This is a genomic window from Streptosporangium sp. NPDC002524 (genome assembly GCF_040295985.1).
In the GTDB taxonomy this organism is placed as follows: Bacteria; Actinomycetota; Actinomycetes; order Streptosporangiales; family Streptosporangiaceae; genus Streptosporangium.
This window is the reverse complement of record NZ_JBEOWK010000004.1, coordinates 98,848-115,033: the sequence shown is the minus strand read 5'-3', so window position 1 is coordinate 115,033 and position 16,186 is coordinate 98,848. Positions and strand designations below refer to the sequence as shown.

13 protein-coding genes are annotated in these 16,186 nt (G+C 71.6%); 8 read left to right on the top strand and 5 right to left on the bottom strand.

The genetic code is table 11. From position 1 onward, the window contains the following. Positions 1–2 precede the first annotated feature (2 nt). Positions 3–1,256: a sugar ABC transporter substrate-binding protein gene (locus ABT053_RS07570; RefSeq protein ID WP_350968066.1), complete on the bottom strand. Its 1,254-nt coding sequence runs from the start codon at positions 1,254–1,256 to the stop codon at positions 3–5. Beyond that, positions 1,253–2,278 carry a LacI family DNA-binding transcriptional regulator gene (locus ABT053_RS07565; RefSeq protein WP_350968065.1) on the bottom strand — a complete coding sequence of 342 codons (1,026 nt, stop codon included), beginning with the start codon at positions 2,276–2,278 and terminating at the stop codon, positions 1,253–1,255. Before ABT053_RS07565 ends, ABT053_RS07570 begins: the two co-directional genes overlap by 4 nt. Before the next feature lie 481 nt (positions 2,279–2,759). Between ABT053_RS07565 and ABT053_RS07560 the strand changes: the two genes are divergently transcribed. After that, positions 2,760–5,960 carry an AfsR/SARP family transcriptional regulator gene (locus ABT053_RS07560; RefSeq protein ID WP_350968064.1) on the top strand — a complete coding sequence of 1,067 codons (3,201 nt, stop codon included), beginning with the start codon at positions 2,760–2,762 and terminating at the stop codon, positions 5,958–5,960. Positions 5,961–6,213: 253 nt separating this feature from the next. Here the strand turns inward: ABT053_RS07560 and ABT053_RS07555 are convergent, their stop codons facing one another. The 3 genes from ABT053_RS07555 to ABT053_RS07545 all read right to left on the bottom strand — a co-directional run bounded on the left by ABT053_RS07555 (position 6,214) and on the right by ABT053_RS07545 (position 8,969). Next, a complete protein-coding gene (locus ABT053_RS07555; protein ID WP_350968063.1) occupies positions 6,214–6,357 on the bottom strand; it encodes a hypothetical protein in 144 nt (47 codons plus the stop codon). Between the two features lie 587 nt (positions 6,358–6,944). Continuing rightward, on the bottom strand, positions 6,945–7,913 hold the full coding sequence (locus ABT053_RS07550; protein WP_350968062.1) for an NADP-dependent oxidoreductase: 969 nt from the start codon (positions 7,911–7,913) through the stop codon (positions 6,945–6,947). 48 nt (positions 7,914–7,961) lie between these two features. Then, positions 7,962–8,969 (bottom strand): zinc-binding dehydrogenase, encoded by a 1,008-nt coding sequence (locus ABT053_RS07545; protein ID WP_350968401.1) that lies wholly within the window; start codon positions 8,967–8,969, stop codon positions 7,962–7,964. 128 nt (positions 8,970–9,097) lie between these two features. Between ABT053_RS07545 and ABT053_RS07540 the strand changes: the two genes are divergently transcribed. The 7 genes from ABT053_RS07540 (at position 9,098) to ABT053_RS07510 (ending at position 16,171) form a co-directional block, all read left to right on the top strand. Further along, on the top strand, positions 9,098–10,336 hold the full coding sequence (locus ABT053_RS07540) for an ADP-ribosylglycohydrolase family protein (RefSeq protein ID WP_350968061.1): 1,239 nt from the start codon (positions 9,098–9,100) through the stop codon (positions 10,334–10,336). Between the two features lie 163 nt (positions 10,337–10,499). After that, positions 10,500–11,345: a helix-turn-helix transcriptional regulator gene (locus ABT053_RS07535; RefSeq protein ID WP_350968060.1), complete on the top strand. Its 846-nt coding sequence runs from the start codon at positions 10,500–10,502 to the stop codon at positions 11,343–11,345. A gap of 185 nt (positions 11,346–11,530) precedes the next feature. Next, positions 11,531–11,878, top strand: coding sequence for a hypothetical protein (locus tag ABT053_RS07530; protein WP_350968059.1), 348 nt, complete (start codon positions 11,531–11,533; stop codon positions 11,876–11,878). Positions 11,879–12,471: 593 nt separating this feature from the next. Continuing rightward, positions 12,472–12,741, top strand: a complete 270-nt coding sequence (locus ABT053_RS07525; protein ID WP_350968058.1) for a hypothetical protein — start codon at positions 12,472–12,474, stop codon at positions 12,739–12,741. Next, entirely contained in the window at positions 12,734–13,378 is a 645-nt protein-coding gene (locus tag ABT053_RS07520) for a DUF6879 family protein (RefSeq protein ID WP_350968057.1), read from the top strand. Before ABT053_RS07525 ends, ABT053_RS07520 begins: the two co-directional genes overlap by 8 nt. A gap of 179 nt (positions 13,379–13,557) precedes the next feature. After that, positions 13,558–15,795 carry an ATP-binding protein gene (locus ABT053_RS07515; RefSeq protein ID WP_350968056.1) on the top strand — a complete coding sequence of 746 codons (2,238 nt, stop codon included), beginning with the start codon at positions 13,558–13,560 and terminating at the stop codon, positions 15,793–15,795. A 193-nt stretch (positions 15,796–15,988) separates the two neighbouring features. After that, positions 15,989–16,171: a DJ-1/PfpI family protein gene (locus ABT053_RS07510; RefSeq protein WP_350968055.1), complete on the top strand. Its 183-nt coding sequence runs from the start codon at positions 15,989–15,991 to the stop codon at positions 16,169–16,171. Positions 16,172–16,186: the final 15 nt, after the last annotated feature.

The window sequence follows — 16,186 nt, the reverse complement described above, 5'->3', positions numbered from 1 at the left end:
GGTCAGACCCCGGTCCCGATGGTCTCGGCCTGCTCCTGGACGCGCCTGGCCGTCTCCTCGGCCGTCTGCTTGCCCAGGGCCATCTTCTCGACCTCGGTCTCCATCACCTTGGCCACCTGCTCCCAGGTCGGAACGGCGGGGACGGCCTTGGCGTCCTTGAGCAGCTCGCCGAAGACGGTGACGCGCTCGTCGGCGGTGAGCGCCGGGTCCTGCCAGGCGGCCTCGACGCTGGGCAGCGCGTTCACCTTGGTGTACCAGGTGGCCTGGACCTTGGGGTCGACGAGCCAGCGCAGGAACTTCCAGGCGGCCTCGCGGTTCTTCGCGTCCTTGAAGACCACCATGTCGCTGCCGCCGACCAGGCTGGCGCCTCCCGCGCTCCCCTTCGGGTAGGGCGCGACGGCGAGCTTGTCGCCGAAGCCCTCGCCGCCGTCCTTCTCCAGGCCCGCGATCATCCACGGCCCCGAGTAGAAGGCACCGACCTTCCCCTTGACGAACGTCTGTGGGAAGGCGCCGGTCGGCTGGTCGGTGCTGGAGAGCCCGCTCTCGAAGAACGAGCCGTAGTGCTTGAGCGCCTGGACCATCTGGGGCGTGTCCAGCGTCCACTTGCCGTCGTCGGAGATGATCTCACCCCCGGCCTGCCACACCAGCGGCAGCACCTCCTGCCAGGAGCCCTGACGGAAGTTCTGCTCGACGCCGAGCGAGGCGCCCCCCTTCTCCTTGAGCGCCTTCACGAAGGCGGTGGTCTCCTCCCACGTGGCCGGCGGCTTCACGGACGCCTTCTCGGCGAGGTCCTTGCGGTAGTACAGGGCGCGGGTCTCGACGTACCAGGGCACGCCGTACGCGGTCCCCTCCACCTCGACCGTGCCCCACGCGCCGGGGAAGAACGCCGACTTGTCGATCAGGCTCGCCGGGGTGGGGTCGAGGGCGCCGGTCTTGGCCATCTCGCCCATCCAGGTGCTGCCCAGCATGGTGACGTCGGGAGTGGCGTTCCCGGCGATGGCCGCGGTGATCTTGTCGTGGGCCGAGTCCCAGCCGAGCGCGGTCACCTTGATCGTGATGCCGGGGTTGGCCGTCTCGAAGTCCTTGGCGAAGGCGCCCAGCGCCTCCCCCTCGGCCCCGATCGCCCAGACCGTGACCTCGCCGGTGGCCTTGCCGGTGTCGACCTCCCGCGCCTGCTCCGCGGCCCCTCCGGTGCTCCGGCCGCACCCGGCGAGCACCAGCCCCAGCGCGAGGATCCCGACGGCGTACTTCTTCACTTTTCCTCCAGGGGGTGAGGCCCGCAGCTGGATCGGACGATCAGCTGGGTGGGGAGAATCTCGGAGTTCGGGACGGTACGAATACCCTTGATGAGCTCGTCCAGCGCGCGGGCGGCGCGGGCGCCGAGCAGGCGCATGGGCTGGCGCACCGTGGTGAGGGCGGGCCTGGCGTGGCGGGCGGCCATGATGTCGTCCCAGCCGGTGATCGCCACGTCGCCCGGCACGTCGAGGCCGAGCTCCTCGGCCGCCAGGATGACGCCGAGGGCCACCTGGTCGTCGGCGCAGATCACCGCCCGGGGACGCCGTCCGTGTTTCTTGCTGAGCAGCGTCCGCCCCGCCGCGTACCCGCCCTCCACGGTGAGCTCGCACGGCAGCGGCTCGGGGGGCCGGATCCCGTGGCCGGACAGGACCCGCCGCACCCCCGTCCAGCGCTGGGTGACGTCGCCCCGGTCGTCGTCCCCGGCCAGGGCGAAGGTGGTGTAGCCGTGGCCGAGCAGGTGGGTGGCGAGCGCCTCGGCCGACGCGGTGTTTTCGCTGGAGACCGCGTCCGCCCGCTCTACGGGATCGCGGGCGAGCAGGACGAGCGGCGTCCTGCTCCTGACGATCTCGTCCACCACGGCGTCCCCGACGGTCCTGCCGAAGATCACCATGCCGTCCACCCGGCCGACGAGGTCCCTGACCAGGTCCTGTACGGCCGCTCGCCCGCGCGTGGACAGGATGAGCACGGAACGGCCGAGCTCGGCGGCCACCTCCTCGTACCCGAGGAGGACCTCGGCGAAGTAGGGACCCGACAGGTCGGGGAAGACGATCCCGTTGGCCGCGTGGCGGCCCTGGGCGAGGGAGACGCCGAGGCGGCTCGGGGTGAAGCTGAGCTCCTCGACCGCCCTCAGCACCTTCTCGCGCGTCCCGGCCGCGACGGGTCCGGTGTTGCGCAGCGCCCGGGAGACGGTGGCGATGGAGACGCCCGCCCGCTGCGCGACCTCGTAAATGGTCGCGCCCTGACCCTCGTCACTGTGTGGCACCCGTCGTCCGATCTCCAGGAGTGGAAGCGCTTACACTCAGCGGCGACGAAAAGTGGAAGCGCTTACAGTGGATGATTCGGAGTCAACCACCGGACGGAATCATCAGTAAAGGCTTGTTACATCACCGTTACCAAACGGGCACGGCGACGCCCGGGTGTTCGTGAGACCGCCGGAACGGGACGCCCCGATGTTGGTGAGACCGCTGGAACGGGACCTTCCAGAGTGCGTGAGACCCTTTGGAACGGGACCCTCCGGTATTCGCGGGACTCTTCGGAACGGGACCCTCCGTGTTCGTGAGACCCGCCGGAACGAGACGCCCCGATGTCGGTCAGACCCGCCGGCACCGTGCGCACGAACACCCGCCGACTACCGTTAAAAGATCATCCGAGCTATTCTCGCCGGAATCGGGCAGTCCATAACCTCCAGGGCGCGGCGCCGTTCACCTCGCCCCCTGAGATCCGTGAGCCGTTCGGGGAGCTTGATGAGATTCCAGGTGCTCGGCGATGTGACGATCGTCGCCGACGAGGGTCCCGTACCCCTGTCCTCATACAGGCAGGAGCAGCTGCTCGCGCTCCTCGTCTGCGCGCGGGGACGTATCGTGACGGCCGAAACCCTGATCGACGCGCTGTGGGGGGAGCGGCTCGGGCCGCGCGCCGGCAAGAACCTGCGGGTGCTCGTGCACCGGCTGCGCAGGACGCTCGACGCCCCCGAGCGGATCCGGCACGACCGCTCGGGCTACACGCTGTCCGCGCGGCCGGAGGAGGTCGACGCCTGGCACTTCGCCGACCTGGCCGAGCGCGCCAGGCGGACGCTGAACGAGGGGAAGCCGGAGGCGGCGTCCGTCCTGCAGCGGGAGGCGCTCGCGCTGTGGAACGGCCGGGCCTTCTCCGGACTGGACGGCGTGGCCCAGCTCGCGGAGGCGGCCGAACGCCTGGAGCAGGACCGCAGGCGGCTGCTGACCGAGCGCATCGACACCGACCTGGCGCTGGGCAGGCACGCGGAGGTCATCCCCGAGCTGCTCTCGATGGTCGCGGAGGATCCGCTGGTGGAGTCCACGACCGCGCGGCTGATGGTGGCGATGCACCGGGCCGGGTTGCGCACGGAGGCGCTGGAGACCTACCGGCGCACCCGCGCCGTCCTCGCCGACGAGCTGGGCCTGGAGCCGGGGCCGCAGCTGCGCGCCCTGGAACAGGCCATCCTGCGCGGGGACACCCGGGTCGACCTGGACCCCCGGCCCGAGGCGGCACCGGCGAAGGACCAGGCTCCCCCTCCCCCGGCCCCTCCCCCCGCGGCCCCGTCCCTGCTCCCCGCCGGGGTGAGCGACCTCACCGGGCGCGACACCGAGCTGCGCTGGCTCGTCTCCGTCCTGCGCGACCGCCCCGCCGCCGCGCCGGTGGTCTGCGCCGTCTCCGGCATGCCGGGGGTGGGCAAGAGCGCGCTGGCCCTGCGGGCCGCCCACGACCTGCGGGACGCCTTCCCCGACGGGCAGCTGTACGTGAACCTGCGGGGCGCCGGAGCCGAACCGGTCGAGCCGTCGCACGTGCTCAGCCGGTTCCTGCGCGCCCTCGGCGTGGCGGGGACGGCCATCCCCGACGGCCTGGACGAGCGCGCCGAGGTGTTCCGCGCCCACCTGTCCGACCGGCGCGTGCTGGTACTGCTGGACGACGCCGCGAACGAGGCGCAGGTCGAGCCGCTCATCCCCGCGGGGAACGGCTGCGCGGTGGTGATCACGAGCCGCGGCGCGCTGACCGCCCTGCCCGGCGCGCAGCGGCTCGCCCTGGGGGTGCTCGGGAACGCCGCCGCCGTCCGGCTGCTGGGCACGATCACCGGCCGGGCCGAGCTCACCTCCGGCACCGCCGCCGCCATGCGGCTCGCCGAACTGTGCGGGCATCTCCCGCTGGCCCTCAGAATCGCCGGGGCCCGCCTCGCCGCCCGGCCGCACTGGACCGTCGACCGGCTGCTCTCCCGGCTCACCGCCGAACACGACCGGCTCGACGAGCTCACCCACGGCACCCTGTCGGTACGGGCCAGCCTCGCGCTCGGCTACTCGGGTCTCGACGAGCCCGGCCGTACCCTGTTCCGCCGGCTCGGCCTGGTCGACACACCCGACTTCGCCGGCTGGGTCGCCGCGGCCCTGCTCGACATGGGACCGGGCGGCGACACCGGCCGTCACGACACCGGCCCGCACGGCGACACCGGCCCGCACGACGATGCCGGACCGCACGACATCGGCCGTCGCGACACCGGCCCGCAGGACGCCGAACCGCAGAACGCCGGACCGCGCGGCATCGGACCGCGCGGCATCGGATCGCGGAACGCCGGACCGCAGGACGCCGGACCGCGTGACTCCAGGTCGCGTGACACGTGGTCGCGTGACACCTGGTCGCGCGACGCGGAGGAGATCCTGGAAGGGCTCATGGAGGCGCGCCTCGTCGACTACGCGGGCCAGGACGGCACCGGCGAACCCCGCTACCGCGTCCACGACCTGGTGCGGCTGCACGCCAGGGAACGCGCCGAGACCGACGATCCTCCCGGCGCCGTCACCGCCGCGCTGACCCGGCTCGCGGGTGGGTACCTCGCGCTCGCCGAACGGGCGCACCGGCGGCAGTACGGCGGCGACTACACCGTGCTGCACGGCGACGGGCCCCGCTGGGACTGCGGTGAGGCCACCTCCGACCGCCTGCTCGCCGACCCGTCCGGCTGGCTGCGCGGCGAGCGGCTCGGCCTGGTGGCGGCGGTGGAGCAGGCCGCCCGGCTCGACCTGAGCGAGATGTGCTGGGACCTGGCGATGACGGCGGTCACCCTGTTCGAGGCGCAGGGCCACTTCGACGACTGGCGGCACACCTCGGAGACGGCGCTGGCCGCCGCCCTGCGCGCGGGCGACCGGCGCGGCGAGGCCGCGATGCGCTACTCGCTGGGCACGCTCGCCCTGTTCCGGCAGCGCTACACCGACGCGCGGCCACACCTGGAGGCCGCGCTGCCGCTCTTCGAGGCGGTGGACGACCGGCACGGCCAGGCTCTCACCCTGCGCAACGCGGCGCTGATCGAGCGGGTGGAGGGACGGGCCGAGACCGCGCTCGACAGCTACCGGCGGGCCCTGCGGATGCTCCGCGAGGTCGGCGACCGGCACGCCGAGGCCCACGTGCTCGGCAGCATGGCCCAGATCCACATCGAGCACGACCGCCCCGGCGCGGCGGCCCCGCTCCTGGAGACGGCGCTGGCCGTCTACCGCGACCTGGGCAACACTCGGGGGGTCGCGCAGATCCTCAACAGGCTGGGGCTGCTGCACCTGCGCCGGCACGACCCCGTCCGGGCGAAGGACGCGTTCGAGCAGGTGCTGGTGGCCGCCAGGGTGGCCGGGGACCGCATCGGCGAGGCGTACGGCATGCTCGGGATGGGCGAGGCCGAACTGCTGGCGGGCGAACTCGACCACGCGGCCAACCTGCTCGATTCGGCGCTGCTGCTGGCCGAGGGGCTCGGGGAGCCCTTCGTCGCGGCCCGCGCCCGCCTGGCCTGCGGGCGGCTCGCCGCCGAGCGCGGCGAACGCGAGCTGGCCGTGGCCATGCTGGACCGGGCGGTGCGGGAGTTCGCCGACATCGGCCTGCCGGTCTGGCACGAACGGGCACTCGACGCCCGGCGCGCCCTCGACGGCACGTTCTCCACACCGCCCACCCCGTGCTGACCTCTCACCCACACGACTCCTCGTGCCAACCGCGCCCGTACGCCTGCCCGTGCCGACCTCTCACCCGCGTGCCCGCCTGTACGCCTATTCCTGCCTCGCCCGTACGCCTCCCGCGAACCCGCTCGTGCCGGCCGGTCGCGGTGCCTCGGTGGCCTTCCCCTGCCCCCTACACACCGCCCACCCCCGTGCCGGCCGGACGGGAGCACCGAAGTCCCTCGCCCGGCCGCTTCCGGCGGCGCCGGTCGTCGGTGGGCTACTCGCCCGGGTCCATCCAGTGGCTGTCGCAGTTGAACCCGAGGCTCTGGCACGGAACCTCGATCGCCGAGGCCGGCGCGGCGCTCGCGCCCAGCAGCCCGGCCACCATCAGCGCCAGCAGCCCCGCCTTGATCTTCTTCATCGTTCTCCTCGTTCGTCAACAGATCAGTCCATACCCCCGCGGGCCTGGTGATCGATAGCAATACCACGACCATCGGTGCCGCGTATGGGATCTCGCCGTTGAACTTCCTCCCCGCCAGCCGCTGAGAAGCGAGGTGCCAGGTATGGGCACGGCCGCCGTTGGCCGTGCCCATACCGCCCCGGTGTCGTGTCGTTAAGCCCCGGTACGGACGACCCCGTCACCTCACATCCAGCTCGGACGCCGTCTGCGGACGGCATCGGTGCTGGTCGAAGCCAAAATAGACGGAACGGGTTTCACGAGGGTTTCACCTCGTTCCCGGCCTGAACCGCGCACCGCGGGTCCGAGCACCGCCGGTCCGGGCACTGCGGGTCCGCGCACCGCGAGTCCGCGCACCGCGGTCCGGGCACCGCGAGTCCGTGCACCGTGGGTCCGAGCACTGCGGGTCCGAGCACCGTGGGTCCGAGCACCACGGGTCCGAGCACCACGGGTCCGAGCACCACGGGTCCGAGCACCACGGGTCCGGACACCACAAGTCCGGACACCACGGGTCCGCGCACCGAGGGCTCCCGGCCGTCGCGGGCCCGGTGTCACGGAACGGTGATCACGATCTTGCCGAGCACATGTCCCTTCTCGCTCAGCCGGTGGGCGTCGGCGGTCCTCCTCAGCGGGAAGGTCGTGTCGATCGGCACGCGCAGCGCGCCGCGCTCCAGCAGGGGAAGGACCTCGGCGAACACCTCCGCCAGGGGGACCCCGCCGGCACCACCGGTGGAGAAGCGCACACCGTACTCGGCGGCCCGCCCGTCGGCGATGGTGACCACCCTGTCCGGCCCACCGGCCAGTTCGACCGAGACGGCGAGCACGTCGCGGCCGGAAGCGTCCAGGACCGCGTCGACGCCCTCCGGGGCCGCCGCGCGCACCCTCTCGGCCAGGCCGTCGCCTCCGTCGCCGTACTCGACCGGCCGCACGCCCAGCTCGCGCAGGAAGTCATGCCGGGCCGGGCTCGCCGTGCCGACCACCCGTACGCCCCTGGTCCGGGCGAGCTGCGCGGCGACCAGGCCGACGCCACCGGCGACCGCGTGGACCAGGAGCGTGTGCCCCTCCTTCACGTCGAGCTCCCGCAGGGTGCGCCAGGCGGTCTCGACGGCCACCGGCAGGGCGGCTGCCTGTTCGAAGGACAACCAGGCGGGCATGTCCAGCAGGTGTTCGGTGCCGACCACCACGTGGGTGGCCGCCGCACCGGAGAGGACCTTGCCGAAGACGGCCCGCCCCACGCTCCGGCCCCCCTGCCCGGCGGCGCTTCCGGCAGGGGTCCCGGCGCCCGCACCCGCACCGATGGCGTCGATCGTTCCGGCGAACTCGACGCCGACGCCCGCGGGCCCGGCCGACAGTCGGCCACGGTCCATGAACCCGTAGCGGAGTTTCCAGTCGATGCCGTTGACCCCGGCGGCCCGTACCGCGACCCGCACCTGCCCGGGGCCGGGTTCGGGAAGGGGAACGTCGTCGAGGGTGAGCACCTCGGGACCGCCGTGGCGGTCGTAGCGGATGGCCTGCGACATGGTCTTCTCCCTTGGAACGTGTGCGTGCTCGGTCGGCGGCATGGGTGCTCAGATCAGCAGCAGGGTCTTCCCCACGGTGTCGCGGGACTCGATCGCGGTGTGCGCGTCGGCGGCCCGCTCAAGCGGGAAGGTCTGCCCGACGACCGGCCTGATCCGGCCCGCCGCCGCCTCGGCGAGCGCCAGCCCGGCCAGCCGCCTGCCCTCCTCCGGGGCGAACTGCACCTGCTCCATCCCGCGCACGGCCACCCCGCGCCGTCCGGCCTCCCCGGGGTCGATCAGCGCGAAGTCCCCGCCGGGCACGCCGTACGTGAAGAACCTGCCGCCGCGCGCCGTGATCCCGAACGCGTCCTGGCCGATCCGCCCGCCTGCACCGTCGAAGACCACGTCGACTCCGGCGTCGCCTGACGTCCCGAGCGGCCCCCCATCGCCTGACGTCCCGAGCGGTCCTCCGTCGCCGGACGTCCCGAGCGGTCCCCCGTCGCCGGACGCCTCCCGCACCCGCCCGGCCCAGCCGGGCTCGGAGTAGTCGACCACGGTGTCGGCTCCCAGCTCCCGGAGCAGGCCGAGCTTGCGCTCGCCCCGGGCGGCCGCGACCACGTGGGCGCCGGCCGCGTGGGCGAGCTGCACCAGCAGGCTGCCGAGCCCTCCCGCCGCCGCGGTGACCAGCACCCGCCGCCCCGGCCTGAGCTCCGCCGCGCCCGCGAGGCTCAGCGCGGCCGGGCCGATCTGGAGAAGCGCCGTCGCCTCCCGTACGCCCACCCCGTCCGGTACGGGGACCAGGGCGTCCACCGGGACCACGGCCCGCTCGGCGTACCCCCCGTCGCCGGTCATGGCGATGACGTCGCGCCCGACCCAGCCGGGATCGACCCCCTCCCCGGCCGAGACCACCCGCCCGCCCACCCCGCCCCCGGGCACGTACGGCGGTTTCTGCCCGAAGAACTCGACACCCCAGCCGGTGCGGAGCTGCGTCTCCAGGAACAGGACGTCCACGACGGATACCCCGACCACGACCTGCCCGGCCCCGGCGACCGGCTCCGGCACCCGGTCCACGACCATTACCTCTGGCCCCCCGAACGCGGTTACCTGGACAATGCGCATATCGATCGCTCTCCCTCGATGGCTTAGCGCACAGTCTCAAACCTCAAGCATTGTTGATGTCAACCGGTGACGAAAGGATTGTGTCCGTGCGTCCTCCCGCCCGTGATCTGCCGGACCACCGCGACCGCGTGAGGGGTTGCCTGCTGGGCGGCGCGCTCGGCGACGCGCTGGGGGCTCCCGTCGAGTTCGAGTCGATCAAAAGGATCCGCGGACGGCACGGCCCCGAAGGGGTGACCGGCCTGGTCCCCGACTGGCGCGGCAAGATCGGCCTGATCACCGACGACACGCAGATGACGCTGTTCACCGTCGAGGGGCTGATCCGCGGCGGTGACGTCGCCGCCGTCCGGCGCGCCTACCTGCGCTGGCTGGACACCCAGCACCACCGCTCCCCGCTCCCCGCCTCCCCCGTCTCCCCCGCTTCCGTTGTGAACGACAGCCCCGCCGCCCACCCGGCGCGCGCTTCCTCCCCGGCCGCGAACAACCGTCCGGCGTACGACGATCCAGCTCCGGCCTCGTCCGGGAACGACCTGATCCGTACCGGCCTGCTCCGCGAGCAGGAGTGGCTCTACTCCCAGCGAGCCCCCGGGAACGCCTGCCTGTCGGGCCTGCGCGGCTCCCGGGCCTTCGTCCCCGCCCCGTTCGGCGAGCCGGGGCCGGTCAATCCCAACTCCAAGGGCTGCGGGACGGTGATGCGCTCGGCCCCCTTCGGCCTGGGCGCGCGCGGCCCCCGCCACGCCTTCGACCTGGCCGCCGAGTGCGCCCAGATCACCCACGGCCACCCCACCGGCTACCTCGCCGCCGGTGCCTTCGCCGCCATCGTCCACTTCCTGGCGGGGAACGGGCCTGTCGAGGCGAACGGGTCTTCGAAGCCGGACAGGACAGTCGCGCAGGCCGTACGGAAGGGAATGGACCTGCTGGCGACGTACCCCTCGCACGAGGAGACCAGCCTGGCGCTGCGCGAGGCCGTGTCCCTCGCGGCGGAGGGTGGCCCGAGCCCGGAGAGGGTCGAGGCGCTGGGCGGCGCGTGGGTCGCCGAGGAGGCGCTCGCCATCGCGGTCTACTGCGCCCTGACGTATCCCGCGCCCGGCGACGTCGGGCGGGCGCTGCTGCTCTCGGTCAACCACTCCGGCGACAGCGACTCCACCGGCGCCGTCTGCGGCAACCTCCTGGGCACCCTCCACGGTGAGGCGGCGCTCCCCGCCGGGTGGCTCGCGCACCTGGAGGGCCGCGACACCATCACCGAGCTGGCCGACGACCTCGCGGCCTGGTCGGCCGGGAGGCACGAGATCACCGACGCCTGGCTCAGGAAGTACCCCGGCGCCTGACACCGGGCAGGTCCCGGCGTACCGCACGGTGATCACATTGCGGCGGTCCCAGGAGGCGTGCGCCGGGGCGGGCGTCACCTCGAAAAGCACCCCGCGAGCACCCCGTCCCGCCTGGGACGGGTGGTACCAGGCTGTCCCCCGGGCACCGGCGCATACTGGGGGAATGACCGAAAGCGGAGAGCTGGGCCCCGCGCTGCGGCACTGGCGTGACCGGATCGCCCCGGCCGCGGTCGGGCTGCCCGGTGGCGGGCCGCGCCGTGCGGCGGGCCTGCGGCGCGAGGAGCTGGCGATGCTCGCGGGGGTGTCGGCCGACTACATCACCCGCCTCGAGCAGGGCCGGGCGACCTCCCCGTCCACGCAGATCCTCACCGCGCTGGCCCGGGCGCTGCGGCTGTCCACCCAGGAACGCGAGCACCTCTTCCTCCTCGCGGGACAGCCACCGCCCACCCCCGGACGCATGTCCTCCCACATCACCCCGAGCGTGCAGCGGCTGCTCGACCAGCTCGACGGCACCCCCCTCAGCGTCAACGACGCCGCCTGGAACCTGATCAGCTGGAACCGGCTGTGGGCCGCGCTCTTCGGGGACCCCTCCCTGCTGGCCGGGCGCGGGCGCAACGTGATCTGGCGCCACTTCACGGGCGGCCTGGGACGCGTCAGCCACACCCCGGAGCAGGAGGTCCGCTTCGAGACGGCCGCGGTCGCCGATCTCCGGTCGGCGACCGCCCGCTACCCCTCCGACACCGACCTGCGCTCGCTCGTCACCGACCTGCGCGGCACCAGCCCCCGCTTCGCGGAACTGTGGGACACCCACGTCGTCGGCGTCCACGAGTCGGACCGCAAGACCGTCCACCACCCCGACGTCGGCCCGCTCACGCTCGACTGCGACGTGCTCGCCGTGCCCGGCAGCGACCTCCGCATCGTCGTCTACAGCACCGCCCCCGGCACCGACGCCGCCGACCGGCTGAAACTCCTCACCGTCATCGGCACCCAGACCATGCGGCCGTCCTGACCCTCTCCATGAAGACCTGCTCCACGAAGACCCGCTTCACGAAGACCCTCTCCATGAAGGCCCGGCAAAGCGTCTCGTACGGCGAACCTGACAGATGCCTGCCCGCAGGGAACGGAGCATCACGGTCGACGTACAGGGGCGCCGGGCGTGACGAATTTCGCGGCGGACTTCCGCTGTTTCGGAATATGGCCGACACTGAGCACATGTCGAGACGCGCACTGGCCTGGTCGGGTGCGGCCGTGGCGCTGATGGCACTGGTCGCTCTGGGGTGGTATTTCATCGCGGTCGGCCTGGATCGCGCCGACAAACTCGCCAGCGTCCTCGGAGCCTTTGTCGGGCTGCTCGGGCTGGGGCTGGCGGTTTACGGCGCTGTTTCCTCGCGCCCCGAGGACACGGCGCCCGAACCTGGGCCCGGCGGTTTTCACAACGAGATCAGCGGCACCGTGCACGGTAACGTCGTACAGGCCGGGGATATCGAAGGTGGGATCACCTTCGGAGCTCCGAAACCCCACAGAGAACAGGACGTGGACTGACCGTCCTTCACGAAGGCGGCGATCAGGTCCCGCCGGTGGCCCCGGTCAATCGTCCCCGTACCGACCGTTACTCCAGTCGCAGATCACGAGTCGCGCGTGTGCGAACCCGCCGCGACCGTCCTCCGGCCATCCCAAATGGCGTCCTGGCCTGCGACAACACCCGCACTTTCCCTTCCTTCTCTTTGAGTATGAGAGTTCCTGCTACGAGAAAATCCCCTGTGCACTGTTCATGCCGTGGTGTTCTCAAAGTCTCCGGAGTCCGCTGACCGCCGCAATCGATCACCGATGAGCCGGATGTCGGAACACGCGACCAAAGCACGAATCCAAAAAGGCCCGTCCCGATCCGCGTTCAGCCGATAAACGCCCGCTCATGGTCGACCCGGCGTCGAACCATCGTGACTCTGCGCACCGGGAATCGGCGAAGCGGCGCGACGGCCACTTTCATTCAGTTCGCTTTCCTCCCGTTTCGGACCGGCCGTTTGTTTTTTTCAGCTGTTTTTGCATGGCAGCTTACTGATTCCGTTGTACCGGAGAACCGTCCAACATATGCTCCGCACAGGTGAAACGTACAGTCAAGCCGACTGGAGGCGGGCATGGCTCGTTCCTGGGAGGCCGACCCTTCCGCGTTGTTCGAGCGGCGATTAGGGAAGTCGGCCAAGGAGTTGGATCGTTCGGACGGGCGTGACGAATGCCCCGATATCTGGCAACTCAGCAACGGCGACATCGCGGTGATCGGCAGGGACCTCACGGCCGCCTACGGCCCTCACCTGCCCGAGGGCGTGTCCCTCGCACCAGATGAGCGACTGGTCGTCATCCCCGGCATCATGCTCAGCACGGCCAAGGCGGACATCGCCGATGTTTGATCCCCGCGCCCCTTTCGTCGTTCCCGGGCGGGGTGTTCCCGCGCAGGGCGAGAAACTCGTCAGGGAGGCCTACAAACGCGACTTCCGGCAACGGGACGCGCAGATCCGCGACCGTGACTCCTGGAAGTTCGAGCGGCGGCAGCATTTCGAGGAGCAGGACAGCCCAAGCCGTGACGCGTTCCGGCGAGGCGACTGGGACGAGGCGCTGCGACTGCTCGAGGAGAGACGAGACGACCTCCTCGCGCTCACCCGAGAGGACGAACGCCGCGGTTCCTTCTTTCACCGGGTACGCGTGGTCGAGACACCGCTCACCCCGTATATGCAGTGGGAGCTGCACTCGCTGCGGCTCCGCGCCGAATGCGGTGAGCGGATCCGTGTGATCGGCGTGGAAAAGGTGGCGGCCTCGGAGAAGACCGATCCCCTGCCCGAAGTGGTCATCCTCGGCGGCCGGACCCTCTACTACGTCCTCTACACCGCGACGGGCGTCCCGAACGGCGCGATCCGCTACACCGATCCCGGCTTCATCGAAGATTGGGAGAAATATATCGAAGATCTCTATGGGGTCGGCGAAGATGTGATTTCCTACTTCGACCGCGAGTTGACCTATCTTCACTCGCCCGGGACGAAGCTGGAGTAGGCGTCAACAGGACCGGAGAAGGAGAGGAGCGCCCCGGCGACTCGCGTTCCGAACTGTCGGGGTCCTCGCGTGATGTCGTACAGGCCAGGGACGTCAGTGGCGGAGTCCACTTCCACGAACACGGCAAACCTGACCGGAGCGTCCCCGCCAACCTCACCCCACGGCAACTACCGGCCGATGTGCGGGGATTCGTCAACCGCACCGGCGAGTTCGAAGAGCTGAACACGGTTTTGATCGGTGAGGACGGCGATCCGCGCGTCATCTCGGTGTACGTGATCGCCGGGACGGCGGGCGTGGGAAAGACGTCACTCGCGCTGCGCTGGGCACATCAGATCCAGGATCGCTTTCCCGACGGGCAGCTTTACATCAATCTCCGTGGCTACGACCCGGGAGAGCCGGTCACCGCCCACAAGGCCCTGCACCGTTTCCTGGTCGCTCTCGGCGTCCGCGCCCATTCCGTGCCGCAGGACCTCGACGACGCCGCTGCGCTCTACCGCTCGCGGCTGGCCGGCCGCCGGGTGCTGATCGTGCTGGACAACGCGGCGACGGCGGGCCAGGTCCGTCCGCTGCTGCCCGGCAGCGCGGGCTGCCTGGTCGTCGTCACCAGCAGAAACCGCCTTTCGAGTCTCGCCGTACACGACGGGGCCCGTCGGCTGACGCTCGGCACGCTGCCCGAGCCGGAGGCCGTCGCCCTGCTGCGTGCCGTCACCTCCGGATACCGGCCTGAGGACGACGAGGAGAAACTCACCGAACTGGCCCAGCTGTGCGCCCGGCTGCCGCTCGCCCTGCGCATCGCCGCCGAACGCGCCGTCAGCTACCCCCACATGCGGCTGGACGACCTGATCGCCGACCTACGCGACGAGTCCGCCCTGTGGGACGCCCTGAGCACGGGGGACGACGAGGAGGCCGGAGCCGTCCGTACGGTGTTCGCGTGGTCCTATCGTGCCCTGCCGGAGCAGGCCGCCCGGCTGTTCCGCGTGCTGGGCCTGCACCCGGGCCCGGAATTCGGCCTCCACGCCGCCGCGGCCCTCGCCAAACTGTCCCCCAGCCGGACCCGGCAGCTCCTTGACTCCCTGGTCGGCGCCCATCTGCTCGAACAGACGGCGCCGGACCGTTACCAGTTCCACGACCTGTTGCGCGCCTACGCCGCCGATCAGGCGCAGCAGGAGGAACCGCCCGGGGAACGGGACGCCGCGCTGCGCCGGGTGCTGGACTGGTACCTGCACACCGCCGACGCCGCCCAGAGCTGGATCAATCCCGCCGAAGCCCGGGTGGAACTCACCCCACCGGCGGACGGCGTGCGTCCGCTGACCTTCCCCGACTACAACGCCGCCGTGGACTGGTCCGAGCGTGACCACACGAACCTCCTGCAGGCGATCAGGATCGCCGCCTCGACCGGGCAGGACCGGCTCACCTGGCAGCTGTCGGCCGTCCTGTCGAACGCGCAGTCTCCTTCGGCGCCGGTCGCCGACTGGCTGGCCGTGGGCCGCCTGGGGCTGGCGGCGGCCGAACGGCTGGGTGACCGCGTCGCGGAAGGGCAGTTGCTCACCGAGCTGGGCATGGGACACACCCGGATCAATCACCTGGCCGAGAGCCTCGAATGCCACAGGAACGCGCTGGCGATCTGGCGCGAGCTGGGTGACCGGCTCGGCGAGGCGCACTCGCTCAACCTGATCGGTCTGGCGCATCTCCGCACGAGACGGCTGGACGACGCCGCGGAGCACTTCGAGCAGGCCGCCGCCGCCTTCCAGGAGCGGCACTCCGCTCACTGGGAGGCCACCATGCTGTCCAACCTCGCCAGCACCCACTACCACGCGGGCTGCCTGCCGGAGGCCGCGGACGCCGCCCGGCGCGCGCTGGCGGCGCACCGCTCCCTGGACAACCAGCGCGGTGAGGGCAACGTCCTGCGCCTCATGAGCGAACTCCAGCGGGAACGGGGAGAGATACGGGAAGCCCTGGAGTCGGCTCACGCCGCGCTGGACATCGCCCTCGGCCTCCGCAACAACCGGCTGGAGGGCTTCTGGCTCATCACCCTCGGCAACGCCCAGCTCGCCGACGGCCGGTTCGCCGACGCGCTGGACTCCTACCACCGCTCCGCCACGCTCCACCGCCGCCTCGGCGACCGCAGCCGGGAGGCACTGGCCTGGCACGGCGCGGGCGAGACCTACCGCCACCTCGGCCGCCACGCGGAAGCGGCCGACTTCCACCGCCAGGCCGCCACCGTCCACCACGAGCTCGGCGACACCTGGAACGAGGCCCTCGCCCTCGACGGCCTGGGAGCGGCCCTGCTCGACGAGGACCCGGAGGCGGCCCACCGGCACTGGACGAAGGCACTGAGCCTCCTCACCGGCTACGACGACCTGCGGGCGGTGGCGGTACGCGACCGCATCGGACTGCGGGTGACGGAGACGAGCTGAGCGGAACTCGGGTGCGGCGGTCACATCCCGGGAGTCCGTCCGGCGCTGGCTGCCTCAGGGATAGGCGACGGTCGGCCACACGGTCCGGGGAAGCCGGTTTTACCGGTTCCTGGGATTCCCGCCGTTGCCCTCGCCCATATGCGTGATAAGGATCGAAGGACACGGACCACGGAGTTGTTACGGGGTGGCAAAGGTGCTGAAGGGAAGGGAGAGCAGCGCCTACCCGGCCTGTGCCCCCGACGTCGAGCAGGCGGGCGGGACCTGGATCGACAGCGAGGCTCACGTCGACCAGAACCTGGTGACCGGCCGGGCCTGGCCGGACCATCCGGCGTGGATGCGCGCGTTCATGAAGGTCCTCCGCGCCGTGACCGGCTGAGCGGTCTCTCCTTTT